The sequence below is a fragment of the Chloroflexus sp. genome, from assembly GCF_034431535.1.
GTDB lineage: Bacteria > Chloroflexota > Chloroflexia > Chloroflexales > Chloroflexaceae > Chloroflexus.
In genome coordinates, this window is record NZ_DAOUDC010000074.1 from 102,347 (window position 1) to 127,286 (window position 24,940).

The window sequence follows — 24,940 nt, forward strand, 5'->3', positions numbered from 1 at the left end:
TCGCTCGTTTTCCGTGCTAGCCTGCGCTCTATTATACCGCCTCGACAGCGGTTGCAAAGTGCAATTGCGCGCGCTGGAAGAGCATATCTCCGGCGCGCCGGAGACTGATCAGGCGGAGACGCGGCGGATGCTGCGGGGTAAACCCAACGCCTTCGACCAAGCCGGGGCGGGGTGGCGCTGGCGGGGATGGATTGCCGACGATGATCGGGCTAAGGGTCAGAAAGACTTCATCAATAAGTTGGGTAAAGAGCAGGGTACCGTAGGTGCGCCCGCCGCCTTCGCTAAGGAGGGTGCGAATGCCGTAGCGTTGGCGAAGCGTAGCGAATGCAGCGGGTAGATCGATCTGGCCGTCAGCGCCAACCAGACACGTGAGCTGGGGGTGAGTGGCGAGCGCGCGCTCGGCGCCGGGCGCGGTGGTGATGAGAAAGAGTGATCGCGGCAAGGTCAGCGCAGTCGCTGCCGGCAACGCACCGGTTGCCGAGAGGATCACCAGCGCCGGTAGCGGAGGTCGCTCTTCGCTAGCGCGCAAGGCGGCAAAAGCCGGCCAATCAACCAATTCCCCCGCTTCCCAACGATGGCGGCGCGCAGCGCGCAAGGTGGTGGCGCCGACGAGGATCGCATCGGCGCGGGCGCGCACCAGTTCCATCAACCAGTGATCGTGACGGCTATTGCGGCTGATCGCATTGCCGCCATTCCATCCCGGCTGGTTGAACGCGATCCGGCCATCGTGCGAGATGACAAAGTTCGTCCACACGGCGGGACGGTACGCAGGAATCGCTGGCAGTCGCCAATCACCGCCGTAAATGGCGCGCAGCTCTGCCGGCAAACCGGGACCGTGATTGGGTTCCGCTTCAAACAAGAGGGTAAACGGGCTAATCATGCGAATGCGCTCAGGCTACCACTGCACCGAGCCGGCTTTGCCCGGCGAGTGTGCGATCACCCGGCGTCACCTGCGGTTCGATCACATCACGCTGGATGTAGAGATCAACTTGCCCGCCAAACCGGACACTGGCGATGCGGGTGCCGGCGGCAAGGGTTGCGCTTTGGGTTGTCTCGCACCGCAACCAGCGCCCTAGTGGCGCGGCAATAATGGAGAGCAACACCGGCCCCCAAACGGTCTCGATCCCGATGTAGAGGCGTTGGTTGCGTTCTGGGGCTTGCGGATCGCGCAACGGGCGGTAATCACCCCTTACCTGCTCAATGTACGCGACCCTCCCGGCGACCGGAGCGCGGCAGATCGGCACATCAAGCGGGCCGATCACCGTGGTAAGGCGGAGACAATCACTGTGGACGAAGCGATGTTCATAGACCTCGCGCACCCCTTGGATGCGGCCATCAGCAATCGCAAAGACGGTGCGCGATTCGTCGGGCGGGATGCGACGCGGATTGCGGAAGAGCGCCGCTGCCAAGGCCGTGAGCGCCAAGGTTGCCGGTGCTAGCCTTGGCCGTAATCCAAGCGCAAGACCGGTCAAGCCCAAACCGATGCCGACCACAGCCGTCGCTTCGGCATCAAGGCCGGGTAGGGAAGGTTGGCGCTGATTGGTCGTTGGCTCTGGCATACATCTACCCGCCGACTGATGAAAGTATAACTCACGATAATGTGATTCTAGCATGAAGGGTCATCCTGCGCAAATGCTTGTCAGTTGTGACTATAGTTGATATGATGCAAACTACGCTGACCACTTTCCATATTGACGCGGTGTGTCAGATTGATTACACTATGGAAATCATGACTGTTTACGGAATCTTTGTTTCGTGAAAGGAAGGCCCCATGGAGCGGACGGTTGGCGAGGTGATGCATGTTGGTGTGTTGACCTGCCGGCGCGAGACCCCGATCCAAGATGTCGCCCGTCAGATGTCGGAACAAGACATCAGCGCACTGGTGGTCGTTGATGATGAAGGGTATATGGTCGGCTTGGTCTCGCGCACCGATCTGGTGAATGCACGCCTGTATGAACAGTACTGGAAGCATTGGCGCGGCTTGACGGCCGGCCATATTATGATTACCGATGTGGTAGCAGTGACGCCCCAAGATACGCTGCAACATGCTAGTCGCCTGATGATGGAACGCCGGATCCATCGAGTGGTGGTCGTCGAACCGGGCGAAAAGGGCCTGCGTCCAATCGGTGTGCTGTCAGTGACGGACGTGGTGCGCGATATTGCCAAAGAGTAGCAGCGGGTTCCTGCATCGCTGCAACGAGCGTAAGGGTGGGTTTGCAACCCGCCCTTACGTGCTAGGATGCGGAGCGCGGGCGGCCTTTAGCAACGCGCTTTGGCGGGCCAGCGGCCCGTGCTCCGAGGGAAGGGGAGCGCCGGCGGCCTGCCCGCCGGTAGCGGTGTAGGGCGTCCGGCTTTGAAGGACCGGGCTAAGATTACGGCTCCCGCTTTGCGGGCAGATGGCCCTCACCCACCACCCCCCTTGCCCACCTGACGGCGGGCGAGGGGATCTGCCTTCCATTCGGGCACGGTATTGCTGGCGCTGAACGGAGCAGCGCCCCGCTCCCGCACGAGCGAGAGCGGGGCAGGGGGTGAGGGAGGATCCTCAACTCCTGTGGGGGAGGGGGTGGGGCAAAGCAGTGTCTTTAGCAACACACTTTGGCGGGCCAGCGGCCCGCGCTCCGTGGGCAAGGGGGTGTGGGCGGCTTGCCCGCCAGTCATGGCTCATCAGCAGCGTCAAACCTGCCGTTTAATGCAGATAATCCCTGATTTGCCCAACCCATAGGAGTGCGCCCTGCCCGTTCATTGCTATCAGCCACGCAGTTGCGGCAACCCGGCCCCACGCAGCGCGCGTCGCTAACCGGTCGAGGGCAATGCCTGCTGGTATGCACAGCGCCGGGTAGAGGAAGAGCATCCAGCGCAACCCTTGGTCGGCGATGAGGAGCAGGACAAGACCGCTGAGCGCGCCGCCCCACCACGCGCCGAGCAGCCAGCGCAGCGTGGTGGTCGTTGGTTGCTGGGTGCGCCAGATTATCCAAAGGCCGGCTAGATTGGCCAGCGCTAAACCTAGCGGCACCGGTAATCCGCGCCGTTGTGGCGGTTGCAAGCCGGTAAGGGCAAGGATGGTTTCGGTAATGATCTGCATTGGCGCTTGCCCGCCGCTCGCGCCTTGCCCGCCACGCCCACTGATCAGTTCGAGATACAGTGGTGTGGTGTACATCACGATCAAGGCCAACGCTATCCCACCGGCAGCGGCGATGAAGAGGCGGGCCGGTGTGACGATTGCCGCTGGCTGCCGCCATGCCAACAACCATGCCCAGCCGATCAGTAAGCCAAAGCCGAGCGTCACGCCGGAATGGGCCATCAAACCGGCGGCAATCGCGAGCGCCAATCCGCTCAGCTCCAGCCGGCGGCTGCTGTGTGCCGCTGCGCCAATGCTAAGCCCAAGCAACGCCGGCAAGATCAGGGCCTGCCCGCCTATGTTAGCCAGCTCGCCAATCGCTAATGCTTCGAGCGCTTGGGTGGCAAAGAGGTAGCAAGCGGCGCTCAAGAGTGCGGCCCGCTGCCCGAATCCGGCTTGCCGCACCCACCACCAGATTGCTAAGCAGAAGAGACTATCAAGAGCAGCGGCCACGATCGTCACTACTAGCCGGCGCGCGGCAAAATCGTTACCAAACATGAACTGGAAGGGGAGGGCTATGAGGTAAAAACCGGCTGGATACGGCGCTACGCCCCCGCCGGCTTCGGCGGGCAGACCGGCAGTGAGAAAGACGTGACCGAGACCAAACCGCAAGAGGTTATTCGCGTGAAAGCCGGTGTCACTGCTGATCGCATGCGGGTGGAGCAAACCGGCCAAGCGCACAATGAGAGCGAGCAGCGCCAGCCCAATCGCTTGCCGCCACGCCAATTGCTGCGGCCAGCGCAGCGCGAGGCCCACGTTAATAGCGGTTGCGCCAGTGCTTAGTGCCGCCAGAATTGGCATTAGCAGCGCAAAGGCTGGTCGGACCAGCGCAATCGCCGCGATCGCGGCGCCACCGCTGAGGCCGATCACCCCCAGCGCCCATCGTGGCGGAAGCGCCGCCATTTGGCTCCACAACCACGCCGCCGCGAGGGTCAGCCCAATCCAGCCGAGCTGGCCCCAATCCGGCGCGCGCCAGCCGCCGATCGTCTGGACGTGTGTACTGCGCAAGACAAAGCCTAACGCGCGCGGATCGCCGGCCGCTTGGAACGCATCGCTCCGCATAACCAGCCGTACCGTTCCGTCGGCTGGGACGAGCAGCGTATAGCGACGGCTCGGCGTTGCCGGCAGTTCAAATGCCACTGGGGGAGATGCGCCGGCGTGCCACGTGGTAGCAGTTGGCGCGCCGTCGGGCCGCCCGCCCTGCGCGCGTACCTTCATCAACCAGTATCCGCCGCCAAGGCCGGGCAAACTAATCACGCTCTCCGGTTGTGTCCAGCGGTAGGGATCGGCAGCGCCGGGTAATTCCCACCACGCTGCCACCGACGGTAGCGCCGGTTCAGCCGCATGCACCATCTGCAAAAACGGTGCATCGTCTTCCCGTCGGCGGGTGAGCGGATCGCCGCCAACAGCGAGGTGGACGCTGAGCGGGGTTTGGTACGCCAGACCGCAGCCAATCAGGACGAGCGCCAGCAGCAGGAGCGCAGGCCGCCAATCGTGGCGCAATCGCATTGCCAATGCCGTGCGCGGATCAGCTAAGGTGTGCGCCAGAGTCACGATTTACCGCTGCCCCACGTAATCACAATCACGCCAATCACAATGATGAGTGCGCCAACGAGGCGGATCATCGTGATTGGCTCATTCAGCAACACTCGTGAGGGGATCAGGATGATCACGTAATTGAGCGCCAATAGCGGGTACGCAAAGGAAAGGTCTACCCGCGAAATGACTCCCAGCCAAAAAATGGCTCCGCCAAAGACGAGGGTAAAGCCGAGAATAACGCGCCAGTCAGTGAATGTCGCCCACAGCACCCGCGGTTCGAGCGAGAAAGCGCCAACGTGAGTGGTGACGTGGTTAATGCCGATCTTGAGCAACACCTCACCCGTCACGGTGAGGGCGCTGGCCGTAATCAACAGAGCGAGAACCAGCAGCATAGTACGCACTTTGGTTGAGACAGCGAATAACGGTTTCATCATTATGGTCGCCGGCGGAGAACATACACGGCATAATCGCAAATTCCAGAGCGGAGGTGATAGTTGCGCGCGATATCAAAGCCATTGCCGAACATTGCCTGATAATCGGCGTCATGCCGGATATAGCCGCCGCGATCAAGCGCATGCATCAAGTGGCCGAGCGGGTTTTGGCCGGCTGGCGGTGGTGTATCTTCCATCACCAGCACTGTGGCCCCCGGTCGCATAACCCGGTAGACTTCGCGCATCACGGCGCGGGCAGTGGCATCGGGCAGATGGTGCAACACGCCGAGGATCAAGCCGGCGTCAAAGGTCTGATCGGTGAATGGCAGCGCATCGCCGCTGGCGGCAAGGTACGTTCCCGGCCGGCGTTGAACCGCAAAGCGGAGATAGGTGAGCGATGGGTCAATGCCGACATAGCGATGCGGTGGAAAGTCGGCTGCGAACTCGCCGGTGCCGCAGCCGAGATCGAGAAACCGGCGGTGGTCGCCGTGCCACGGACGTAGCTCGCGGGCAATGGCCAGATGTTCGCCAGTGAAGCCGGCTTCGACCAGCCAGCGCAGCCGGTTCCACAATTCAGGAGTGGCGCTTAAGCGATTGAGGACAGGATTAAGCATCATAGGTAACCAGTCTGCAATGAGGCGCCGGCAATAGAAGCCTTAGCAGGGTCATAGCCGGCAGAATGTTGATTTGGATACCACGATCATCACATTCGTGCGAGGGAGGAACCCCCACAGCAACCCTTGCCGCAGCCGGAGTGATGATACCGGTCGCAATGACGCGGCAGTGTTCATGATCACGTTAGACCCGCGCCAGTGCAACGATTGACAACCCAAACGGCCATTTCCCGCCACGCGCAATGTACGCCGCTTCAAGCATCATTGGCAAGCGTAACGCAGCATTGACCGGACGAGAAGGCAACTCCATCGCCGACTCAGTCTGCGGTTCCGGCAACACCCGCTCAAGCAGGCGCACCGCTGCCGAGATCGGGAAGAGCAACGTTAGCGCGTAGGTAAGCTGTTCGACGGTAAAGCCGTTTTCACGCAGCAACCGCGCGACTTCGCCAGCCGTGTACCGATGGCGGGTATGGACTTGGCGATCATGGCGCGATCGCAGCCATTGGTAGGCCGGCAACCGGATGAGCAGCCGGCCATCACGGCGCAAGACCCGCCGCACCTCGGCGAGCGCTTGCCGCTCGTCGATCACAGCGCGATGATACAACACATCGAACGATGTTACGAGATCAAAGCTGTGATTGGCAAATGGCAGTTGCAGCACCGACCCGCGCGCCAACCGGCCCGGAATGCGCCCACGCGCAAGCGTGAGCGCTTCGGTGGCGAGATCCAGCCCAACCACTGTGCCGTAGCGGCGCAAAAACAGCGCGTCGCCACCGGTGCCGCAGCCGGCGTCGAGGATGCGCAGATCGCGGCGTCCGCCAAACACACGGTCAAGCATAGCCGCATTGATGGCGCGCATGCCGCCGTACCACCAGTGTTGCAGCTCGACCGCTGCCATTGTTATGTACTCGTTCTTTTCCATAACCGGGGCGGACTATACCAGATAGCGGGCAAGCTGGCAAGTGGCGCTCGTCACTGCAACGGTAAGGATTTCCTTACCTGCTCGTTCTGTTGTCACGATGTGCTGCGATACCTGTCCAGCGCGTGCTACTATCGGTTGCGGTGAAGCTATCCTCTGCGATCGCGAGCGCAATCCCGATCGCGAAACGACGCACTGGTAACAACAGCCAGCTCTCCTCACTTAGTGCTGCACGGGTGCGTTACTCCAGCTCTAACCCCAACCCAACCGGTGAACGCAACTGCCCCAGCTCAGCACATTCGATCACGACTTCATCGCCGGCACGCAGCCATGGGCCATCATCGCCATGCAGATCAAGCAGACAACCGCCGGGGGCTATGCCACTGACGATCACCTCGCCGGGGTAGAGCATCGTATCACGGCTGGCGAATGCGATCAGCTCGGCGAACGACCATCGCATGAGCGCCGTATTGGTGCGAGTGATCTCACGCCCGTTCAGCCGCAGCCGCAACTCCAGTATCAGCCGGCCATCGTCATCGCGGTAGTATTCTAGCTCGTCAGGCGTTACCAGCCACGGGCCAAGCGAAGTGGCGCGATCGCGCGGGCGGAGTGATGCTGCCAACGGATCGCGAATCGTCCACGCATTGACCAACAAATAACCAGCGATGTACGCATCGGCATCTTCCGGCGCAATATCGCGCCCGGCCCGTCCGATCACGCATCCGAGCGCCATGCCGCAATCGAGCGGTTCGGTCATTGGCAGCTCGATCGGTTCGCCGGGGCCGAGGATGGTGGTATGGCTAGCGAAGCGAAACGCGGGCCAGTTGCGGTTGCCAACCCAATACCCAGCCGCTTGGCGCATCATCACAGTGCGGTCATCGGCGAGTGCATCAAACTCGCGCAACGAAACCGCCTGCGGCAAGGGGGCGACAAGGCGTACTTGGGTGGCCGGGATCACCAGCGCCGTATCGCCAATGGTCAATCCCTCGTGCCAATCGAACTCGCCGAGCGGCGCTTCGGACGGATCGGTGCCTCCCATGACATTGATTACCGCCTGTACGATAGCAGCGGCGGCAGCGATGGTGGCATCGGGGTGATCGCCCCGCAACAGCGAGAGCATATCCCACTGCGCTGTGGCGGCCTCTTCGCTGATCAATGCCGCCGCCGCTGCTAAATCGATGATCGCATCGCCGAGCAAGACGCCGGCTCGCGCTGTGGATCCAGCGGGCGGGATGAAGCTGACCAATCGCACTGCCATCTCCTTAACATCGATCTGAAACAGGTTCGGCCTGTTTGCCCGTGGCCCTGCCCTGTTCTGGTTCAAGGGCGGACAGAACGCATGAGTGCAGATACGGTTGATGGCGTTGCGATGCGCCGGTTCGCCTTCGCCCTCTGCCCCTCTCCCACTAGCGCGGGAGAGGGGCAGGGTAGAGCTACGCTTTGAGGCATTGCACCGCGATCAACGATGATCATCGACCAAATGTTCTTTCCACTCCTTAACTGTGCTGGCGAGGGCACGGGAAGTGTATCTCGGCTACGTTGGTTTTGTCCCCGCTGCAATCGTTGCCGAAAGGGTGAGGGATACATCAAGCAAACGTCGCTGCCAAACTCCTGCGCTTCCACCCTCACGCTTGATCATTGCACGAGTATAACGCGCCAAGTGTGTCAACGGTTGAAGCTAGCAATTGGCAACCACAAGAGCATGCGTTTGCTTGCCGGCGATTGCTGCGACGCATACGGTGGTTTCCTTATACGACTTGCAACCATGCCTGCCCATGTATCGAAGCAATGTCCACCGCTGGTCTGAGGGTTGCCAGGCTCAGCGCCCCAATGATAGCACCATATCGGCAGGACAGGAATTATTTCGTCGTGCTGCAATGACCGCGCGGCAGAGAACGAGCTAGAAATGCACACATCTACGCCCCGATTTGTTCACTTTTCCTCTAGGCAAGCGCTCTTGGATGTGGTAATATATTTCATATAAACAACACTTGTACATGGAAATCAAAAACACGTGGAGCACGATCATTATGGAGTACGAGCTGACCGAACAACGCGCCCTCAGTCGTCTAGATCAGTACATCTTGTTCTACTGGCTCATCTCGTTGGTTATAGGCATCCCCTTGTTGGGTGATTGGCTGAAGAGTTGGAATGTTCCTGCCACCTTGGCGAACCCGTGGTTCGTGGTGTTCTTGCTGGCGAGTTTTGCCTTTAGTCAAGTTTTGTATGTGTTGGTCGCGCGTCACGATGGCCGTCCATTCCTGTGGGGGCCGACTGTCATCTTTAGTATCGGCAATGGCGTGATCGAGACGTTTGCCTTTGCGATTGTGTATCGCATTGGTGCATGGATCGGCGACGGGATCGCGATGCAGTTCTGGCCAAATCTGGTGGAGCCGCTTGGGTTTGCAATTGGGTTTACGGCCTTCGTCATTTACGGCGGTGTGATTCATGGCATGTTTTGGCTGCAATACCTGCCGCCCCATCTCGACGATTCGCCGCAATCGATGCGCATCCGCAAGTTGCGCCCGCTGGCCGAGATGGCGCTGGTCTTGGGGTGGAGCCTCTGTTTTTATCTGTATCAAGATATCTGGACGGTGATCTTCATTCATATTTTGGTCGATCTTGGCTTGATGCTGCGTGTGCGCCCGCCGGTCTTCCTTGGCGCCAGCCGGCGGATAGCGTAAATCCACGTTGGTAGCTTATACCTTGTTCGATGGATAGAGTGCGGCAGTGCCACTGCCGCACGTCAGTTGGTTTGTTGCGTTCATTCCCCTCGGTTTTTGACCAGCCGCAAGCGCACCGTGGCGCCGAGCCAGATATCCTCGTCGTCAACTGGCGTTGGCGTGTGCGGACGTAACCGCCGCCGGACGGGGCCGCAAAAGACGCCGGAAGGGCTGGCGAGATCGACGATGTGGGCCTGTTCCGCGGTCAGGATGAGGTGCGCATGGCGCAGGGCAATATCTGCTCCCAAGACGATAATGTGGCAAGCCGGATCGCTGCCGGCTGTGAGCATACCGGTAGGGAGGGCGAGCGTGCGCTCGCCTTGTTCGTCGGTAATATGTGCTTGCCATGCGGCCACTGCCGGCGCTGGGGGCGGTAAGCTCGTCACACGGCGAGTACGCCGGACGAGCTGCGTGCTAAGCAGCACCGCTGCAACGGCGCTAAGCGCAAAGACGCCTTGCATCCACAGCGGCAGCGCCGACGATGCGACCACAAGCGCGGCGCTTTGGCCGCAGCCGTACACTATCGCTGACGCTGGCAATGCGCCGTCGAATTGCGCGCGCCAGCGCCCCGGCGCGAGAGCGGTGAGGGTTTGCGGGTGCTGCGGCGGCGCTGCTTCCGCCCACACGTGCAGATCGTGCGGATGAACGGGGCAACCGACTAGCAGCGCCCATGCTGTGGCCGAGATCTGCTCGATGCCGAGAATGAGGCGAGGCGGGGCAGCGGATGGAGTTGGGGGTATGACGTGAGCGGCTGTCAATACTGGCCAAACGATGATCAGCATGAGCAGAGCCAAGAGCGGGGTTCGGCGGCGCATAATAATCTCCTCGCACAGCAATCCTCTCATCATGGAAACCGCGCGAGGAGGGCAAAAGTTGCGCGCTTGACAAAAAATTCGGAAAAATGTCCTATCGGTGTGTGCTACACCGCTGTGCGCACCAGCACCTCTTGCGGCGAGCGGGCAGTGGCGATGGTGTTCATGTCAATGCCTAGCGCAGTGATGGTTTGAGCGGTGGTAGGGGAAATGCCGGTGATCACCGCCTCGCACCCGATCAAGCGTAGCGCTTGGACGGTTTGAATCAAACTTTGTGCGGCCATGGTGTCGAAGGCCGGCACACCGGCGACATCAATTACGACCATGCGCACCCGGCGCTCGCTGACCACATCGAGCAGTCGCTTCAACAGTAGCTCGGCGCGTTGGCTATCGATCTGACCGACGACCGGCGCCAGCAATATATCACGCCCGATCTCAACTGTGGGCGTTTCGAGGGACTGCACCAGATTGCGCAGCATTTGTTCGGTGGCCTGCAATTGCGCCGTTTGCTGTTCGAGTTGGGCGGCAGATGCCTCAACCTGTTGGGCATGCATCCGCGCGCGAGCCGCTTCAGCAGTTGCTTGCAACGCCAGCCCCTCCATTCGCCGTAACAAATAAAGGAACGGTGCGAAGGCAAGCGATGCACTGGCGAGGTAGATGCCGATGGCGCCAGTCCAATCAGAAATGCTATCTTGTACCGCGAGGGTCTCTGCTGTCACAAACGTGGCATTGCCAGAAATATAGATGGCAGCGGTGATGATTATCGTTACGAGCGATATTGCTAACGCGCTGATCCCGCCTCGGCTGCCAAAATAGACCAGTGCCAGGACGATCACGCCGATCCACAGCAAACGCCCGCTGCCGACAAGGCCATAGAAGATCAGCAGAAAGGTTGCCAATGCGCCTAAAATCGTGAGCACGAAGATGGCACGGATTGTTAGACGAAGCTGGCGGAGGGAAGCCGCGGATATAACCAACACGTAGGCAATGGCATAGATGGCGATATACGGTAGCGCCCGTTCACCCATCGCGTTGTAATCTGACCACGACCCGACGACAAGCGCCAGGCCGCCAAGCACAACCAGTACCCAAAGCAGATTGTTGAGAGTCTGTAGCCGCCATTGGGCAATCACTGTGCTGGCATGTTCAGATGTTGGTATGGAAGGTGGTTGGGGATTGGACATTCAAGTATCTCCATGGCGTCGGGTTGCCTTGGTTGCAAAGAACGATGGTGAGTCTTGGACGAGCGCAGGAATGGATCATTTGGTGCTGCCTTGCGCAAACTCGTTACGTATTGTATCACTATCGTGATTGAATTGACAAATATTTAAAGATGCGTTAATCGTGCGGTCTACGACGATTGCGATCGAGAAGCAGGTGTTGCTAGTAATATTCCATCGCGCAGTTGTAAAGCGATTTGATCGTTACCGGTGACGATCGGTCTAGTTTGCTGTTCGGCCTTTCGGTAGGTAATAGCGTCAGCGATGGTCACCGTTTGATTGTCAGTCGCGATGAAGGTGAACGGTTGGCCCCATTCGGCAACGGCATGCACGAATACGTAGGCGCGTTGGACTGCCCAATCGGCGGTGAAGGTGAAGTCGGTGGCTTGCGGCGCTGGGTAATAGCTCCCGCCGGTAGGTTGCGGCTGTGGTTGCCAATCCGCGGTGGCGAGATCGGCCAACGCCGCCGGCAGCATCTGCGCGGCAACCCGTCCCGCGAGTGCTTCCATTGCGCTGAGCCGCTTGCCGAGCGGCAGCTCAAACCATTCCTGCCGCACTATTGGCCCGTGATCAAGCGCTTCGTCCATCAGGTGTAGCGTCATTGCCGTGCGCGTCCAGCCCAACCGCAGCGCCCAGAAGAGCGGTTCCGGCCCGCGCATGGCCGGTAATGGCGAGGGATGCACGTTCAAGAAGCCGCGCTGCGGTAAGCGCAGCAGGTCAGCAGGAATACGCCATGGCCAGCAGGCAACCAGCGCCAGATCGATCTGTTGCGCTGCAAGCTGCTCGGCCAGCGCCAGCATGCCGGCCCGCCCAACGGCCCAGCGCGGGATGCCGGCCCGGTCAGCGAGTATCGCCAGATTCGCCGGCGTTACCACCTCTTGGCGGGTGGTTGGCGTGGCCGGTAGCAGGCGGGTCAGCGTCGGCAGACCCGGTGGCGCCGGGTGAACCAATCCCGCCACATGTACCGGCAACTCCAGCAAGCGTTGCAAGATGGGCAAGGCCATCGGCCCCGGCATGGCAAAGAGCACGATTCGCATGGCCGACCTTTTCTTTCGGGTATAATGATTATGGTATCACGCTAGTTTGAAAGAAAGAAAACCCTATGCCGCGCATGGTGAATTGTGTCAAGCTCGGTCGTGAACTGCCCGGCCTCGACAAGCCGCCGTTCCCCGGCCCGCTCGGCCAGCGCATCTATGAGCAGGTCTCGGCGCAGGCGTGGCGGCTGTGGCCGCAGCAAGCGACGCTGATTATCAACCATTATGGCCTCAGCCTCGGCGATCCCAACGCGCAACAAATCTTGATGAAGGCGATGGAAGAGTTCTTCTTCGGCGAGAACGCGCGTATGCCCGAAGGGTGGACACCGCCATCTGCCGCGCCGGCCAAAGGCGGCCCTCGCCGCAAATAACGGGGCGGCGCAGTAGAGACGTACGGCCGTGCGTCTCTATTGTGCCATCAACGTAATCGCCGGCACGATCGTAAACTGCAACTGGGCATGAGCGGCGCGCAATGCCGCTTCGACCGTGGCCGGATCGGGGCCGCGAGCGAAGATGAAGCCGAGGTAGCTATTGCCTTCGGGCAGCGGAGTTAACGGGTAGTTGAGCGGGGCAGTGATTTCAACCGACTCGATGCCGGGAATTGCTTGCGCCGCTTCCACCCCGGCGACCCCGCGCAAGATTCCGGCCTGCGGAATTGGGATCATCATCACGCCGCCGGCCTGTCCGGCCCGGCTGAGCGACTCGATCGGCAAGCCGGTGGCTTGGCGCACGATCAACTCTTCGAGCGGCGCATCGGCGCCGAACCGTAACGTGCGCGAGCACAGACCGCCAATGCTGCGGTTAGCCAGCTCGATCATCCACGGCCCGCGGTCGTTGATGCGCAACTCAGCGTGCAGCGGCCCCTGTTCGAGACCAACCGCTCGCGCCGCTGCTGCTGTTACGTCGCAAATCGCGGTTTGGGTCGCTACGGGTAAGCGTGACGGCGTGACGTAGATCGTCTCTTCAAAGAACGGCCCGTCGAGCGGATCGGGCTTGTCGAACAGCGCCAGCACCTGCACCTGCCCGCGGTCGATCAATCCCTCCAGCGCCACTTCAAACCCCGGCACAAATTCCTCGACCAGAAACTCATGCGTTCCCGGCCCCTCAACCCGGTCAAGCAGCGCCGCCAACCGGCGCGCGGCGGCGACGAATTGGTCGGGGTTATCGGCCCGGATCACGCCGCGGCTGCCGTTGAGCCGCAGCGGTTTGACTACGCAGGGGAAGGGAACGGTCGGTGCCAGTGCAGCGAGGTCATCGGCGGTGGTGCAGAGGCGAAATGCCGGTGAGGGGACGCCAGCGCGAGCAAAGAGCTGGTGCATCAGATGCTTGTCGCGCGCGGCAGCGGCAGCTTCGGGCCGATTGAAAGGCAGACCGAGTTCGGCGCAAGCCAGCGCCGCTAACTCAACCCCGCTATCATCAACCGGCAGAATCGCGGTGAGCGACTGGCTGGCGTGCAACGCACGGATGGCACGCAATGCGGCTGCCTGATCGCTGAAGTCAATCAGCAAGCGTCCCGGCAACGGGCGGGCCAAGGCCGGCGGCGTATCTTCGGCGACCGTCGCCTGCGCGCCGATCCGTTCGGCAGCGGCCAGAAAAGCCGGCAACCGGTACGACGATGGCGTGGTGAGGAGTAACAGGTGCGGGCGGGTGGGTGGCATACGATGCGCTTACGTTTAAAAAAGCAGCCGTTGATAGTTCCCTGTCGCGTATTCTACCACCTGTCGCTCTGCTAAAGTACGAGCGGTAGCACTCTCTTTGCCTAAGATTTAGGCTAATGTCAACAGATTCGGCGAATTGAGCGACTGCGCAGTGATGGGACGCTTGGTACCCCAGAACGTCAAGGCAGACCAGCACTCTTGCGCCGGATCGGACACCACGAGTTCGTACAAGAGATCGCACTCCTCTTCAGAGTCGCACGGAAAGAAGTAGCAAGTATCATCAAGAACCACCGGACGCCCTTGGTAAGGCGGTACCTTAACAAATTCGAGTTTTTATATAAGCCAGAGATTGCGATCGTCCAAGGAGCAAACGAGTACGTCACACTCCAAAAATCGAGAAACGTGGCCGATTTGTACATATCGAACTCTTACGTTGATCGAGCAAATCCGCGTGTTGGGTCAGATAATGCCACGTTTTCGGTGCATCGAACTGAAGTCATCACTCATAGTTTGGTGGGGAACAACCATCCACAAGCGCGGTTGCCGGCGTGCGGCGAGATCAGAACTTTTCAGCAACGGCAAGAGCACGTCAGGCTCAAGATCAACGACCTCACTCAAGCCATTGATGAGCTTGCCATGCTCAACCCGCAGTTCAAAGAGCTGGCTGCTGTCGTGCTTGATCCCTGAATGCTAACCTTTCAGACCAGTCCCGAACAGAGAGCACCACTTTTGATACAGGGCAAGATCAGCTACCATGACTCCATCTTGCCAACCGAACATACTAGCGGGATAGTGCGCCTGAAGGGTCGAGAAAACAGCGCATTGCTGACTGTTGCCGGCAGGATGGCTATGCACAAGCAGCAGGCAAGCATCAACTGCGACGCCGAAATACGCGCGCGAATCGAAGTGATACAGCGATGCCGATGCGATTCGCATCCCACGTTGCCAAGCATACGCGAGCACTTTACGCGCGACAGTAGTTTTGCACAGCACAGCCAGCACGCCGTGCTTGCCATCCAGCCATTCAAGGTTTTTGCGCAACATCCATTCTGAGATATCAAAATTGCTTTTACCGGTGAGCGCATCAATGCCACGCAGATTATCAAGATTCGCTTTCACCAGCGTATTTGCGCTGCCTAGCTCGCTCAATGCCGAATTGGTCACTCATGGCGAATTTCCGATCACGAGCATTGGCTCAGGCAATGTGGCAATGATTGCCGGTCAATCGGTGAGAAAGAACTTAGCTTGATGGATTTCAACCCGCGCCTACGAACATATCCTTGAGCAAACGGGTTGCGCCTGTGACACATAGTTCGGGTTTATCTCAAAACTGAGCACGCGACGTGCGTTAGGAAACGTCTCCAACGCTGCTTGCAGAAATGCCCCTATCCTGCACGTTGGTTCAAGAATGGAAGCAGGATCGAATCCGGTCTGTGCAATCAGCGCACAAACGGCTCGCACTAGCTCCAGCAGCGTTTGAAAATCGCCAAATGCGGTTTTGGATGGGTGCGTAAGCACCGTGTATCGTTGTCGTTTCAAGCTATCAGTGCTATCTGGTTGCTCAAAACATATGCGAAAGTGTATACTAGTAGCAGAATAGCCTTATTCAAGGCTGTCTCAGGAAATGATGATCCTTCTAGGGTTTTATATTGCGAACGCTTGATCCCTTGCAGGCATTATGTGCGCTGGCGGGGGAGATTGCTTCGGGCGGCAGGTACACCTTCGCAGTGACAGAAGCCAACATGCATTCTGTGGTGTGCCCGCCCCCCTCGCAATGACAGAAGCCAACGCGCGTACTGGGGTTTATCTAACTGCTCTCGCTATAACAAAGAATAGTGTGATCTATACTACGAATCTCCTCGCTCACATTGATGTTCAATGCACCAACATCACGCTGCCACCTCACAAATACCGGGCCGCCAATTGCTGATTATTCGGCTCGGCGCAGCAGTACCACGGTTCGCTGAGGCGGGGGATGGGCGGAGATGGCGGGAGGGTAGCCGGGCGCGGCCCCGGCCCGATCACCTGATCGCACAGATCGAGCAGGCGCTGGTAGAAAGCGGTGCGCGACATACCGCAATGGTCGCCGCATTGGGCCAATTCGAGCACGGCCTGCTGCAACGTATCCATGGTCGGGTCGGGGTGACGCCACGGATAGACCAAGCCGGCGGGATCGAATGGCCCGACCAGCCCGCGCACGTCGGGCAGTTCGAGCAGGCGCGAGCCGGCGGGGATGAGCAGGCGCAGGCCGTACTGCACCGGCGCGACGCTTTCGATCAACCCCAATTCGGCGATTCCCAGCAACAGATCGCGATAGATCTGGCGGGTTGTCCACGGCGTAAACGCGACAAACGTCGCGTTAAGCGCAATATCATTGGCGCGCAGCAGCGCGACGGCGCGGACGACATCGGCGCGGGTGTGGCGTTTGGCAAAGCGGGCGAGAATCTCGTCATCGAGCACTTCGACGGCGCTGACCGCCATGATGCAGCCGGTGGCGCGCAATTCCGGCAGCAGATGGGCGTAGCGCAGAATGTGCTCGACTTTGATCGTCACATCGTAGGTCAGGTCAGGGAACTCGGCATGCATCGCGCGCACGATCGGCAAGACGTGGCCGGGGCCGTTGAGAAAGTCGGGGTCGCCAAAGGTGATGTGGCGCGCGCCGGCAGCCACTTGGTCACGGATGTCGGCCAGCACCGTTTCGCGCGGCACCACGCGGAAGCGGCCATTGTAGACCGGCACGACCGGGCAATGGCGGCAGAGGTGTTTGCAGCCGCGGGTCGTTTCGGTATAGCCGGCGAGGCGCGTTTCGGCGCCATTGATCAGAGTGGCGTACCGGTTGAGCGGTGGCAAGCCGCTGCGATCGGGCGGAACGAGATCGAGCCGGTTGAGCGCGATGGCGTCAACGGCGGGCGGACGTTCGCCGGCGGCTAGGCGTTGCCAGATCGTGGTGAGCAGTTCTTCGACTTCGCCGCCGAGGCAGCAATCGGCGCCGGCGGCGCGCAGCATCGCGGCGTTGAGCGGCGCGTAGAGGCCGTAGCAGACGATAAAGGCATTGGGGGCGGCAGCGCGTAGGCGCGGTAACAGTTCGAGCGCCAGCCGGGTGGCGGTGTGCATGGGCACTGAGATAGCAATCAACCCGGCTTCAGCCGCCATTGCCGCGGTCAATGGCGACACACTGGCATCAACGCAGGTCACGGCAGCGCCGGCCCGCCGCAGCCATGCCGCGGGCGAGGCGAGACTCAACGGTTGGTGACCAAGTTCGTAGGTGGAGATGAGCAAAACGTTCATGATATCTATTGTACCGCAAGACGGTGTTTGTGTTGCAGGATGCATCATGGGGCACACCGCGGGGGCGTGCGGGCGTACTGCTGTGTGCCCCTACTGTTGTTGCAATTCAGCTTGGACAGAGGCGGTAGTGATTTGGGGCAACACTTCGGTTTCGTCGATATGGACGACGGTTGGCACCACCTTCACCCCGACTTCGAGCTGGCTGGTCGCTTGGCCGCGGTAGATGCCGCGAGACGGCGGCACGTCGGCGTAGTCGCGGCCAACCGCCACCCAGATATGGCGTTCGCCGGCGATGAGGTCGTTGGTCGGGTCGAAGCCGACCCATCCCACTTCCGGCAAATACGCCTCCACCCACGCATGGGTCGCGTCTTCTTCCGAACGGTCGTGGTCTTCGGTGCGGTGAAAGAGGTAGCCGCTGACGTACCGGCATGGAATCCCGATCCGTCGCACGAGTGCAATCATAATGTGGGCGAAGTCTTGGCACACCCCCTTGCGTGCCAGCAGCGCCTCGTCGATCGGCGAATCGACGCGCGTCGTTTGTGGCGCGTAAGCAAAGGTTTGGGCAATGCTGTGAGTCAGTTCGCGGAGGAGGGTGAGCGGATCGGATCGGCGTTCAGCGCCAATTTCACGTGCCAGATCGAGCAAGGTCGGCGTGGTTTGGATGAAGTGACTGGGCATCAAAAAATCCCAGAACTCGTCATTGGTAGATAGCTGATCGAGCGCCAGCCATGCGGTGCTATCGAGCCGGTCGGGCGGTGGCGGCGGCGGTGTGAGTTGGACGATGGATTCGGCGATGATCAGCAATTGCCGGTGGGCCGCCGCAACATCGAAGTGGTAGACTTCGTTGCCGAGCCAATCGTGGTAGTGATTAATGCGCGCGAACGGGGCGGTGGTGAGGCGGAACTCGATCAGGCGCTGCGTTCCCTCATTGCGGGGACACATCCGCACTTCGGTCTGGCTTTCGGTGACCGGCGCGCTATAGCGAAAGCGCGTCTTATGCAGGATCGAATAGTACATAGGGTGACGCTGGCTCAGCGCTCCAACAGTGCGCTATCGGAGTAGCGCCTGCTCGATCGGATAGGTAATATACGCTTGATAGATCGCTTCGTGAATGGCGGTGCATTGCTGCCGGATCTGCTGCAAGAACAGCGGCAAATCGTCAGCGATAATCTCATCGACCTGACCATAGTCAAGTTGAGCGCGCAACCGGCCCGCCAGCCGCTCGGCCCTGCCAGCGTGGCGACTGCCGGCACGTTGCGAGATCTGTTCGAGACTATCTTGCAGTTGGTCGGCGGCAAACCGGATCGAGCGCGGGCTTTCGGCGTTCAACAAGAGAAATTCAGCGATCTGAGCCGGTTGCACATCGGCAGTGTAGACTTTGCAATACGCCTCGAAGGCGGTGCAACTCTTGAGCAGCACCACCCAATCAATCGAGTCGATAGCGCCTTCGTCGCCGTTGAGGTAGGGCTGAAAGAAGACTTCGAGCAGTAGGGTGGTGGCCCAGATCCGTTCGAGATACCGCCCGACCTGAATAAAGCGCCAACCCTCGCCGTGGTTCATCGTGGCATCGGTAATGCCTTGGATCAGGTGCAACCGCTCTTTGACCATCTGATAAAACTCGACCGGCTCGTCGTGCCAGATCTGCTCGATGGTTGTGGTGCGCATACGCAGGTAGAGCTGGTTAATATGCTCCCACATCTCCGAGCTAATCTGCTCGCGCACTTGGCGGGCATTTTCGCGCGCCAACGTAATGCACGATACGAGAGAAGCGGGGTTAGCGGCGTCGGTGGTGAGCAGGCGGGTGATAGCCTGCGGATCGTCGAGACCAGTCTCCGGCGGTTCGACGTGCAGCGCGGCGAGCAGCCGGCCCCAGCGCGGCGCGATCGCCTGCGGAGTTTGGTCAAGGATCTGGGTGAGACCGACCCCGATTAGGCGCGCCGTATGCTCGGTGCGCTCAAGGTAACGGCTCATCCAGTAGAGATTATCAGCAACTCGTGAGAGCATAGGGTGATCCTGCCGGATAGTATCAATACAACACCCACGTATCCTTACTGCCGCCGCCTTGCGACGAATTGACCACCAGCGAGCCACGCCGGAGGGCGACGCGGCTCAACCCGCCGGGCACAATCGTGATGGCCTCGTCGTCAAAGAGGATGAACGGGCGCAGATCGACGTGGCGCGGTTCGATGCCGCCATCGATAAAACACGGCGCGCACGAGAGTTGCAAGGTCGGCTGCGCGATATAGTTGCGCGGATTGGCGCGGATGCGTTCGGCGAATTGGGCTTGTTGCTCGCGCGTGCTGTGCGGGCCGATCAGCATATCGTAGCCGCCCGATTCACCGACTGCCTTGACGACCAATTCATCCAAGTGTTCGAGCACATACGCTCGTTCGTCTGGCCGGTCGCAGAGATAGGTCGGCACATTAGGCAAGATCGGTTCCTCGCCGAGGTAATAGCGAATGATCGCCGGCACATAGGCATAGATTGCCTTATCATCAGCGACGCCGGTGCCAATCGCGTTAGCCAGCACGACGTTGCCGGCGCGGTAAGCGTTGAGCAAGCCGGGCACGCCGAGCACCGAGTCAGGCCGGAAGACCATCGGGTCGAGAAAATCGTCGTCGATCCGGCGGTAGATCACGTCAACCCGCCGTAAGCCGCCGGTGGTGCGCATATAGACCACATTATCGTGGGCGAGCAGGTCACGCCCTTCGACCAGCTCGATCCCCATCTGGCGGGCAAGGAAGGTGTGTTCAAAGTAAGCTGAATTAAAGACGCCGGGGGTGAGCAACGCAATCGTTGGTTCAGGCCGGTGGTCGGGGGCCAAGGCGCGCAAGGTGGCGAGCAACGCCTGCCCGTAATGGTCGATCGGGCGTACCCCGTGGGCGCCGAACAGACGTGGAAAGGCGCGTTTCATCACTGCCCGGTTGGTCAGCATATAGCTGACGCCGCTCGGTACGCGCAGATTATCTTCGAGCACCACGAACTGGCCATCGGGCAAACGCACGAGATCGGTGCCGACAATTGCGGTATACACATTGCGCGGCACGGGCAAGCCGCGCATCTCGCGCCGGTAATGGCGGCAACTGTAGACCAGCTCGCGGGGAATGACGCCATCGCGCAGAATCTGCTGATCGTGGTAAATGTCGCGCAAGAAGTGATTGAGCGCGATAATGCGTTGGCTTAAACCGCGCTCGATCTGCTGCCATTCGTCAGCGGTGATGATACGGGGTAACAGGTCGTAGGGGAAGACCCGTTCGGTGCCGGATTCGTTGCCATAGACCGTAAACGTGATCCCCTGATTGAGGAAGGTTAGGTCAGCGTAGCGTTGCCGCTGCTGCAATTCTTCCCGGCTCAGGGCGCTGAGGTGGCGGGCCAACTCGGCGTAGGCCGGGCGCACGCTGCCGTCTGGCGCAAACATCTCGTCATAAGCGCCAGTTAAGGTGTACTGTTCAAATGGCGGTTGGCCAACAAGCGGAATGGTGGCGTCGGGCATACTCGTCGCATATATCTTCAACAGAGTGATTGCGCCCGGCCAGCCGTGGGCAACGTTGCCCGATCGTCTTCATTTGCCGGCGTGAAATAATACTGACTATGGTAACGCCGATGGCGCTCTTCGTCAACTAGGAGGGAGGAGGGTGTCAAAAGCACTTGCAAATCCCTTGCGCATAGCAAGAGGTTTCAAGCCTTATCTGAGCGAATGATATGGAGTGCGGCAGTCAAACTGCCGCACTCCATACTTTGCCAACTAATCGCCCATCACCTCGTGCAGAGCCGGCGTCGCTTGGCGCTTATGCATATCTTCCGGCTTCACGCGGTACACGTTCCACACCAGCCCCACCTTCTCAAGGGCGCGGATGATATAGGCCGAAATATCGATCTGCCACCAGCGCAGGCCGTGGAAGGCCGAGCGGGGGAAGGCGTGATGATTATTGTGCCAGCCTTCGCCGAAGGCGAGCAAGCCGACGATGAAGTTGTTGCGGCTAGCATCGCGCGTGTTGTAGTCGCGGCGGCCAAAGGTGTGGCAGATCGAATTCACGCTCCACGTGATATGGTGGGTGAGGAAGATCCGCACCAAGCCACCCCAGATCAAACCGCTCCAGCCCGCGATCAGGGTCGGGATCAGAATGCCGAGCGCCGCCCACAAATACCACGTCTGGCTCACCCAGACGATGGTTGGATCCTTCAGCAGCCACTTGCCGTACATTTCGATGTTATTCTTGTGGGTAAACAGCCAACCTACGTGCGAATGCCACAAGCCTTCGAGCGGGCTATGCGGATCCTCTTCGTCGTCGGAGTGGGCATGGTGCTGGATGTGGGTCGAAGCCCATGAAATCGGGTCGCCTTCCAGCGCCATGCACCCCATAATCAAAAAGAGCGCCTTCAGTGGACGCGAGGTTTCAAAGCTCTTGTGAGTGAGCATGCGGTGAAAGCCGATGGTGATGCCGAGGCCGGAAATAACGTACAACACGAGCATCAAGGTGACATCGAGCCAATCGACATACTGCTGCCAGAGCATGACCATCGCGTAGATGGTGCCAAGGAAGGGTAACAGCACGATTAACAAGACCACAAATTTTTCCAGCGGTGATTTTTCCAGTTTTGGTTCGGTGGCGGGAACGGTGCGAGCCATAGCGGAACACTCCTTGCCGGTAACGAAATTTGTTCGACCTGTCACAAGAATAGAATGCGGTGAGGATGGGAAGAAGTAGCTGCCGGCTAATCTTCGGTCACGTGTTTGAATGGAATGGGGATGACTAGAGTAATGGGGTGGGTAGGTGCTATGTATGCATGGCTCCTAGCCCAGCCTCTTTCGCCGATTTGCATTATTTCCAAACCTGTGGTATACTCCCAAGCGTGTTGAGCGGGTTGGCCCCATCGTCTAGCGGCCTAGGACGCCACCCTCTCAAGGTGGAGATCGCGGGTTCGAATCCCGCTGGGGTCACCAATGGGCCCGTCGTCTAGCGGTTAGGATGCCACCCTGTCAAGGTGGAGGTCGCGGGTTCGAATCCCGTCGGGCCCGCCAAAAGGCGGAAACAACACCAGCCGGCGATTGCCGGCTGGTGTTGTTTTATGTTAGTAATCGGTTTGCCGCCGCGGACGCGGAAGGTGATCCCCTTCTCAACCCTTGGCGTTCTCTGCGGCCTTGGCGGCTTTGCGTTTCACCCCTTTGCGGCTTGGCTGGCTTGGCGTTTTTGGGAAGTCGGACAGCCGTCTGACTCTACTGCGCCGCTGTCTACTCTCGTTGGAGTGCGGCAATTGCCGCTAACAATTGCGCATCGCCGCTCGCAGCCAACGCTTCGGCGCTCAGGTTGCGCGCTTCGGCTGGCAGTAAGATCGGCGCGTCAAGCGGCTGTGTCACGACTTGATCCGGCTCGATGCCTTTGCCGCGAATTTGGCGACCTGCCGGCGTTCGCCACTCTTGCGTGCCGAGCAGCAGTTGCGCTCCGCCGCTCAGTCGAAACGGGGTGAGGACGGTACCGGTACCCACTGTTGTTTCCCCCACCAAAACCGCCCGACCGGCATCTTGCAACGCGCCGGCCAGAATCTCGGCGGCGCTGGCCGAACCGCCGTTGATCAGCACGACCAGCGGCAGAGCTTGGGCAATGCCCGTTGTGCGGGTGGTGGTCACACGCTGCGAACCGTCACGGTTGCGTTCGATCAGCACCGGCGTTTCGGCTGGCAAAAATTCGCCGGCGATGGTGATCAAGGCGCTGAGCAACCCGCCCGGATTGTTGCGCAGATCGAGAATCAACCGCTGCGCGCCGGCAGCTTTGGCTTCGGTGAGCGCTTTGCGCAACCCGCTGGCTGCCTGTTCATCGAACGAGGTGATACGGATGAGGGCGATCTGATTGGGCAGCATGGCCCAACTGACGCTCGGCGCCGTGATTTTGGCCCGCGTGATGGTAAACCGCAGCGGTTCGGCATTAGGCCGGCTCACTTCAAGCGTCACTGGGGTGCCGGCTGGGCCACGCACGCGCGCAACCAATTGATCGATCGTCCAACCATCAACGGTAGTGCCATCAACCGACAAGATGCGGTCGCCAGCGCGGAGGCCGGAAGTGGCGGCGGGTGATCCTTCGATCAGCGCCAAAATCAACAGCTCGCCGTTGCGTTGCCCAACATAAATACCAATGCCTTCAAACTCGCCGCTGAGCGACTCTTGCCATTGGGCCGCCTCGGTGGCGGTGAGAAAGCGGGTGTGGCCTTCGTCGCCGAGTGTCGCCAGCATGCCATCGACGGCGCCTTCGAGCATACGAGCCGGATCGGCGGCAGCCGGATCAACGTATCGTTCACGGGCCAAGCGCCACACATCCCAAAAGATGGCAAAGTCAGCGCAGACGGTTTCCGTTTCAGGGCAGGCGCTGGCGGTTTGGGGCCGGCTGAGCCAGATGCCGAGCCATATTCCGCCGCTGAGGCCGCCGATCAGCGTCACGAATAAGAAGAAACCTGTTATCCAAAGCGGGAGGCGAACCTGAAGGATGCGTATGAAGGCCATCGCTTACATCCCCGTTTGTAGCCGCTGCACGGCCTCGCGATCGAGCCGGCGAATCAGCGCCAAGAGCAATTGCACCGTTTGCTCGATGTCGCGGCGATGAACGATTGCTGATGCCGAGTGGATATAGCGTACCGGTGGCCCAATGACCACGGTGGGCACGCCGCTGCCAAAGATGTGTATCCTGCCGCCATCAGTGCCGCCGCCGGGCATCAGATCGAATTGGAGTGGAATGCCTTCTTCGGCAGCGACATCGATCACGAGATGGCGCAGACCGGCGTGCGCGATCATGGAACCATCAATCAAGAGAATGGCTGGCCCTTGGCCGAGCCGGCTCATAGCGTCATCGGCGCCGACGCCGGGCATATCGCCGGCAATGGCAGTGTCGATTGCGAAGCCGATATCGGGTTTGGTGATGTAGGTCGTGGTGGCCGCGCCGCGCAAACCAACCTCTTCTTGGGCATTGCCGATGCCGAAGACTATGTTGGGGTGCTGTTCGCCGGCCAAGCGGCGCAATGTCTCGACCACTATCGCGCAGCCAACCCGGTTGTCCCACGCCTTTGCCAACAGCAGATCGGGGTTGCGCATTGGGGTGAATGGCCCTACCGGCACCACCGGATCGCCGGGGCGCACCCCCCATGCAACTGCCTCGTCACGCGAAGCAGCGCCGATGTCGATGGACATCGCCTTCTTTTCAACCAGCCGGGTGCGTTCATCGTTGCTCAGAATGTGTGGCGGTTTGACGCCGATCACGCCGATGATCGGGCCGGAGCGCGTATGTACTTCGACACGCAATCCCAACAGGACGTGATCCCACCAGCCTCCTAGCGGTTGAAACTTGAGAAAGCCATCGTCAGTGATGCGCGTCACCATGAAGCCAATTTCGTCGAGGTGGGCGGCCAGCGCGATGCGCGGGCCATCGGCGACGCCGGTGCGGTGGGCAATAATGCTGCCCAAATGGTCGATCTCAATCTCACCGATTGGCTCAAGATAGCGGCGCATCACCTCACGCACCGGCCCTTCGTAGCCGGAAGCGCCGGGAGCTTCGGTTAAGTCTCGCAACAGTTGCAGCATCGCATCCACAGATGTTT

24 protein-coding genes and 2 tRNA genes are annotated in these 24,940 nt (G+C 60.1%); 6 read left to right on the top strand and 20 right to left on the bottom strand.

From position 1 onward, the window contains the following. Positions 1-31: 31 nt before the first annotated feature. Both U9R61_RS18800 and U9R61_RS18805 read right to left on the bottom strand, forming a co-directional pair. The gene (locus U9R61_RS18800; protein ID WP_322490347.1) at positions 32-880 is read right to left on the bottom strand and encodes a RibD family protein; all 849 of its coding nucleotides are present in this window, start codon (positions 878-880) and stop codon (positions 32-34) included. Positions 881-890: 10 nt separating this feature from the next. Then, positions 891-1,559, bottom strand: coding sequence for a phosphatidylserine decarboxylase (locus tag U9R61_RS18805; protein WP_322490348.1), 669 nt, complete (start codon positions 1,557-1,559; stop codon positions 891-893). A gap of 212 nt (positions 1,560-1,771) precedes the next feature. Here U9R61_RS18805 and U9R61_RS18810 point away from each other — a divergent pair, with 212 nt between their 5' ends. Further along, complete coding sequence (locus U9R61_RS18810) at positions 1,772-2,173, top strand: cyclic nucleotide-binding/CBS domain-containing protein (RefSeq protein WP_322490349.1); 402 nt, start codon at positions 1,772-1,774, stop codon at positions 2,171-2,173. A 513-nt stretch (positions 2,174-2,686) separates the two neighbouring features. On the opposite strand, the gene U9R61_RS18815 is transcribed toward U9R61_RS18810, so the two are convergent. The 5 genes from U9R61_RS18815 to U9R61_RS18835 form a co-directional block, all read right to left on the bottom strand. Beyond that, positions 2,687-4,672, bottom strand: a complete 1,986-nt coding sequence (locus U9R61_RS18815) for a hypothetical protein (protein WP_322490350.1) — start codon at positions 4,670-4,672, stop codon at positions 2,687-2,689. Continuing rightward, on the bottom strand, positions 4,669-5,049 hold the full coding sequence (locus U9R61_RS18820) for an EamA family transporter (protein ID WP_322490351.1): 381 nt from the start codon (positions 5,047-5,049) through the stop codon (positions 4,669-4,671). Before U9R61_RS18820 ends, U9R61_RS18815 begins: the two co-directional genes overlap by 4 nt. Positions 5,050-5,090: 41 nt before the next feature. Then, positions 5,091-5,705: a class I SAM-dependent methyltransferase gene (locus U9R61_RS18825; protein WP_322490352.1), complete on the bottom strand. Its 615-nt coding sequence runs from the start codon at positions 5,703-5,705 to the stop codon at positions 5,091-5,093. 181 nt (positions 5,706-5,886) lie between these two features. Next, positions 5,887-6,600 carry a class I SAM-dependent methyltransferase gene (locus tag U9R61_RS18830; protein ID WP_322490353.1) on the bottom strand — a complete coding sequence of 238 codons (714 nt, stop codon included), beginning with the start codon at positions 6,598-6,600 and terminating at the stop codon, positions 5,887-5,889. A 262-nt stretch (positions 6,601-6,862) separates the two neighbouring features. Beyond that, positions 6,863-7,879, bottom strand: a complete 1,017-nt coding sequence (locus U9R61_RS18835; protein WP_322490354.1) for a fumarylacetoacetate hydrolase family protein — start codon at positions 7,877-7,879, stop codon at positions 6,863-6,865. A 739-nt stretch (positions 7,880-8,618) separates the two neighbouring features. Between U9R61_RS18835 and U9R61_RS18840 the strand changes: the two genes are divergently transcribed. Continuing rightward, positions 8,619-9,305 (top strand): hypothetical protein, encoded by a 687-nt coding sequence (locus U9R61_RS18840; RefSeq protein WP_322490355.1) that lies wholly within the window; start codon positions 8,619-8,621, stop codon positions 9,303-9,305. An 80-nt stretch (positions 9,306-9,385) separates the two neighbouring features. Here the strand turns inward: U9R61_RS18840 and U9R61_RS18845 are convergent, their stop codons facing one another. The 3 genes from U9R61_RS18845 to U9R61_RS18855 form a co-directional block, all read right to left on the bottom strand. Then, complete coding sequence (locus tag U9R61_RS18845; protein ID WP_322490356.1) at positions 9,386-10,159, bottom strand: FHA domain-containing protein; 774 nt, start codon at positions 10,157-10,159, stop codon at positions 9,386-9,388. 104 nt (positions 10,160-10,263) lie between these two features. Next, positions 10,264-11,340, bottom strand: coding sequence for an STAS domain-containing protein (locus U9R61_RS18850; protein WP_322490357.1), 1,077 nt, complete (start codon positions 11,338-11,340; stop codon positions 10,264-10,266). Positions 11,341-11,507: 167 nt separating this feature from the next. After that, a complete protein-coding gene (locus U9R61_RS18855; protein ID WP_322490358.1) occupies positions 11,508-12,413 on the bottom strand; it encodes a formyltransferase family protein in 906 nt (301 codons plus the stop codon). 65 nt (positions 12,414-12,478) lie between these two features. Between U9R61_RS18855 and U9R61_RS18860 the strand changes: the two genes are divergently transcribed. Continuing rightward, the gene (locus U9R61_RS18860) at positions 12,479-12,781 is read left to right on the top strand and encodes an oxidative damage protection protein (RefSeq protein WP_318777217.1); all 303 of its coding nucleotides are present in this window, start codon (positions 12,479-12,481) and stop codon (positions 12,779-12,781) included. A 36-nt stretch (positions 12,782-12,817) separates the two neighbouring features. On the opposite strand, the gene U9R61_RS18865 is transcribed toward U9R61_RS18860, so the two are convergent. Both U9R61_RS18865 and U9R61_RS18870 read right to left on the bottom strand, forming a co-directional pair. Continuing rightward, positions 12,818-14,068, bottom strand: coding sequence for an ATP-grasp domain-containing protein (locus U9R61_RS18865; protein ID WP_322490359.1), 1,251 nt, complete (start codon positions 14,066-14,068; stop codon positions 12,818-12,820). Positions 14,069-14,176: 108 nt separating this feature from the next. Next, positions 14,177-14,299 carry a hypothetical protein gene (locus tag U9R61_RS18870; protein ID WP_322490360.1) on the bottom strand — a complete coding sequence of 41 codons (123 nt, stop codon included), beginning with the start codon at positions 14,297-14,299 and terminating at the stop codon, positions 14,177-14,179. 171 nt (positions 14,300-14,470) lie between these two features. Here U9R61_RS18870 and U9R61_RS18875 point away from each other — a divergent pair, with 171 nt between their 5' ends. Beyond that, on the top strand, positions 14,471-14,755 hold the full coding sequence (locus U9R61_RS18875) for a hypothetical protein (protein ID WP_322490361.1): 285 nt from the start codon (positions 14,471-14,473) through the stop codon (positions 14,753-14,755). 3 nt (positions 14,756-14,758) lie between these two features. Here the strand turns inward: U9R61_RS18875 and U9R61_RS18880 are convergent, their stop codons facing one another. The 6 genes from U9R61_RS18880 to U9R61_RS18905 form a co-directional block, all read right to left on the bottom strand. Then, positions 14,759-15,232, bottom strand: coding sequence for a hypothetical protein (locus tag U9R61_RS18880; RefSeq protein WP_322490362.1), 474 nt, complete (start codon positions 15,230-15,232; stop codon positions 14,759-14,761). Between the two features lie 738 nt (positions 15,233-15,970). Beyond that, complete coding sequence (locus tag U9R61_RS18885; RefSeq protein WP_322490363.1) at positions 15,971-17,356, bottom strand: CUAEP/CCAEP-tail radical SAM (seleno)protein; 1,386 nt, start codon at positions 17,354-17,356, stop codon at positions 15,971-15,973. A gap of 90 nt (positions 17,357-17,446) precedes the next feature. Next, on the bottom strand, positions 17,447-18,373 hold the full coding sequence (locus U9R61_RS18890; protein WP_322490364.1) for a transglutaminase family protein: 927 nt from the start codon (positions 18,371-18,373) through the stop codon (positions 17,447-17,449). Positions 18,374-18,406: 33 nt separating this feature from the next. Next, positions 18,407-19,360 carry an alpha-E domain-containing protein gene (locus U9R61_RS18895; protein WP_322490365.1) on the bottom strand — a complete coding sequence of 318 codons (954 nt, stop codon included), beginning with the start codon at positions 19,358-19,360 and terminating at the stop codon, positions 18,407-18,409. A gap of 22 nt (positions 19,361-19,382) precedes the next feature. Then, on the bottom strand, positions 19,383-20,849 hold the full coding sequence (locus tag U9R61_RS18900) for a circularly permuted type 2 ATP-grasp protein (protein WP_322490366.1): 1,467 nt from the start codon (positions 20,847-20,849) through the stop codon (positions 19,383-19,385). A 252-nt stretch (positions 20,850-21,101) separates the two neighbouring features. Then, complete coding sequence (locus U9R61_RS18905) at positions 21,102-21,986, bottom strand: acyl-CoA desaturase (protein WP_322490367.1); 885 nt, start codon at positions 21,984-21,986, stop codon at positions 21,102-21,104. Positions 21,987-22,224: 238 nt separating this feature from the next. On the opposite strand from U9R61_RS18905, the gene U9R61_RS18910 reads away from it, so the two are divergent. Together U9R61_RS18910 and U9R61_RS18915 are read left to right on the top strand one after the other, a co-directional pair. Continuing rightward, a tRNA-Glu gene (locus U9R61_RS18910) sits at positions 22,225-22,301 on the top strand. Positions 22,302-22,303: 2 nt separating this feature from the next. Then, positions 22,304-22,379, top strand: a tRNA-Asp gene (locus U9R61_RS18915). Positions 22,380-22,589: 210 nt separating this feature from the next. Here U9R61_RS18915 and U9R61_RS18920 read toward each other — a convergent pair. Both U9R61_RS18920 and U9R61_RS18925 read right to left on the bottom strand, forming a co-directional pair. Beyond that, positions 22,590-23,852 carry a S41 family peptidase gene (locus tag U9R61_RS18920; RefSeq protein ID WP_322490368.1) on the bottom strand — a complete coding sequence of 421 codons (1,263 nt, stop codon included), beginning with the start codon at positions 23,850-23,852 and terminating at the stop codon, positions 22,590-22,592. A gap of 3 nt (positions 23,853-23,855) precedes the next feature. Beyond that, positions 23,856-24,932, bottom strand: coding sequence for a M42 family metallopeptidase (locus U9R61_RS18925; RefSeq protein WP_416208873.1), 1,077 nt, complete (start codon positions 24,930-24,932; stop codon positions 23,856-23,858). Between the last annotated feature and the right edge of the window lie 8 nt (positions 24,933-24,940).

What these genes read in the sequence shown, in the direction of transcription:
- U9R61_RS18800 (WP_322490347.1), bottom strand. Translation starts at nt 880, where the DNA reads ATGATTAGCCCGTTTACCCTCTTGTTTGAAGCGGAACCCAATCACGGT.
- U9R61_RS18820 (WP_322490351.1), bottom strand. Translation starts at nt 5,049, where the DNA reads ATGCTGCTGGTTCTCGCTCTGTTGATTACGGCCAGCGCCCTCACCGTG.
- U9R61_RS18900 (WP_322490366.1), bottom strand. Translation starts at nt 20,849, where the DNA reads ATGCCCGACGCCACCATTCCGCTTGTTGGCCAACCGCCATTTGAACAG.
- U9R61_RS18885 (WP_322490363.1), bottom strand. Translation starts at nt 17,356, where the DNA reads ATGAACGTTTTGCTCATCTCCACCTACGAACTTGGTCACCAACCGTTG.
- U9R61_RS18810 (WP_322490349.1), top strand. Translation starts at nt 1,772, where the DNA reads ATGGAGCGGACGGTTGGCGAGGTGATGCATGTTGGTGTGTTGACCTGC.
- U9R61_RS18860 (WP_318777217.1), top strand. Translation starts at nt 12,479, where the DNA reads ATGCCGCGCATGGTGAATTGTGTCAAGCTCGGTCGTGAACTGCCCGGC.
- U9R61_RS18895 (WP_322490365.1), bottom strand. Translation starts at nt 19,360, where the DNA reads ATGCTCTCACGAGTTGCTGATAATCTCTACTGGATGAGCCGTTACCTT.
- U9R61_RS18840 (WP_322490355.1), top strand. Translation starts at nt 8,619, where the DNA reads ATGGAAATCAAAAACACGTGGAGCACGATCATTATGGAGTACGAGCTG.
- U9R61_RS18830 (WP_322490353.1), bottom strand. Translation starts at nt 6,600, where the DNA reads ATGGCAGCGGTCGAGCTGCAACACTGGTGGTACGGCGGCATGCGCGCC.
- U9R61_RS18855 (WP_322490358.1), bottom strand. Translation starts at nt 12,413, where the DNA reads ATGCGAATCGTGCTCTTTGCCATGCCGGGGCCGATGGCCTTGCCCATC.
- U9R61_RS18825 (WP_322490352.1), bottom strand. Translation starts at nt 5,705, where the DNA reads ATGATGCTTAATCCTGTCCTCAATCGCTTAAGCGCCACTCCTGAATTG.
- U9R61_RS18850 (WP_322490357.1), bottom strand. Translation starts at nt 11,340, where the DNA reads ATGTCCAATCCCCAACCACCTTCCATACCAACATCTGAACATGCCAGC.
- U9R61_RS18905 (WP_322490367.1), bottom strand. Translation starts at nt 21,986, where the DNA reads ATGGCTCGCACCGTTCCCGCCACCGAACCAAAACTGGAAAAATCACCG.
- U9R61_RS18835 (WP_322490354.1), bottom strand. Translation starts at nt 7,879, where the DNA reads ATGGCAGTGCGATTGGTCAGCTTCATCCCGCCCGCTGGATCCACAGCG.
- U9R61_RS18805 (WP_322490348.1), bottom strand. Translation starts at nt 1,559, where the DNA reads ATGCCAGAGCCAACGACCAATCAGCGCCAACCTTCCCTACCCGGCCTT.
- U9R61_RS18920 (WP_322490368.1), bottom strand. Translation starts at nt 23,852, where the DNA reads ATGGCCTTCATACGCATCCTTCAGGTTCGCCTCCCGCTTTGGATAACA.
- U9R61_RS18845 (WP_322490356.1), bottom strand. Translation starts at nt 10,159, where the DNA reads ATGCGCCGCCGAACCCCGCTCTTGGCTCTGCTCATGCTGATCATCGTT.
- U9R61_RS18890 (WP_322490364.1), bottom strand. Translation starts at nt 18,373, where the DNA reads ATGTACTATTCGATCCTGCATAAGACGCGCTTTCGCTATAGCGCGCCG.
- U9R61_RS18865 (WP_322490359.1), bottom strand. Translation starts at nt 14,068, where the DNA reads ATGCCACCCACCCGCCCGCACCTGTTACTCCTCACCACGCCATCGTCG.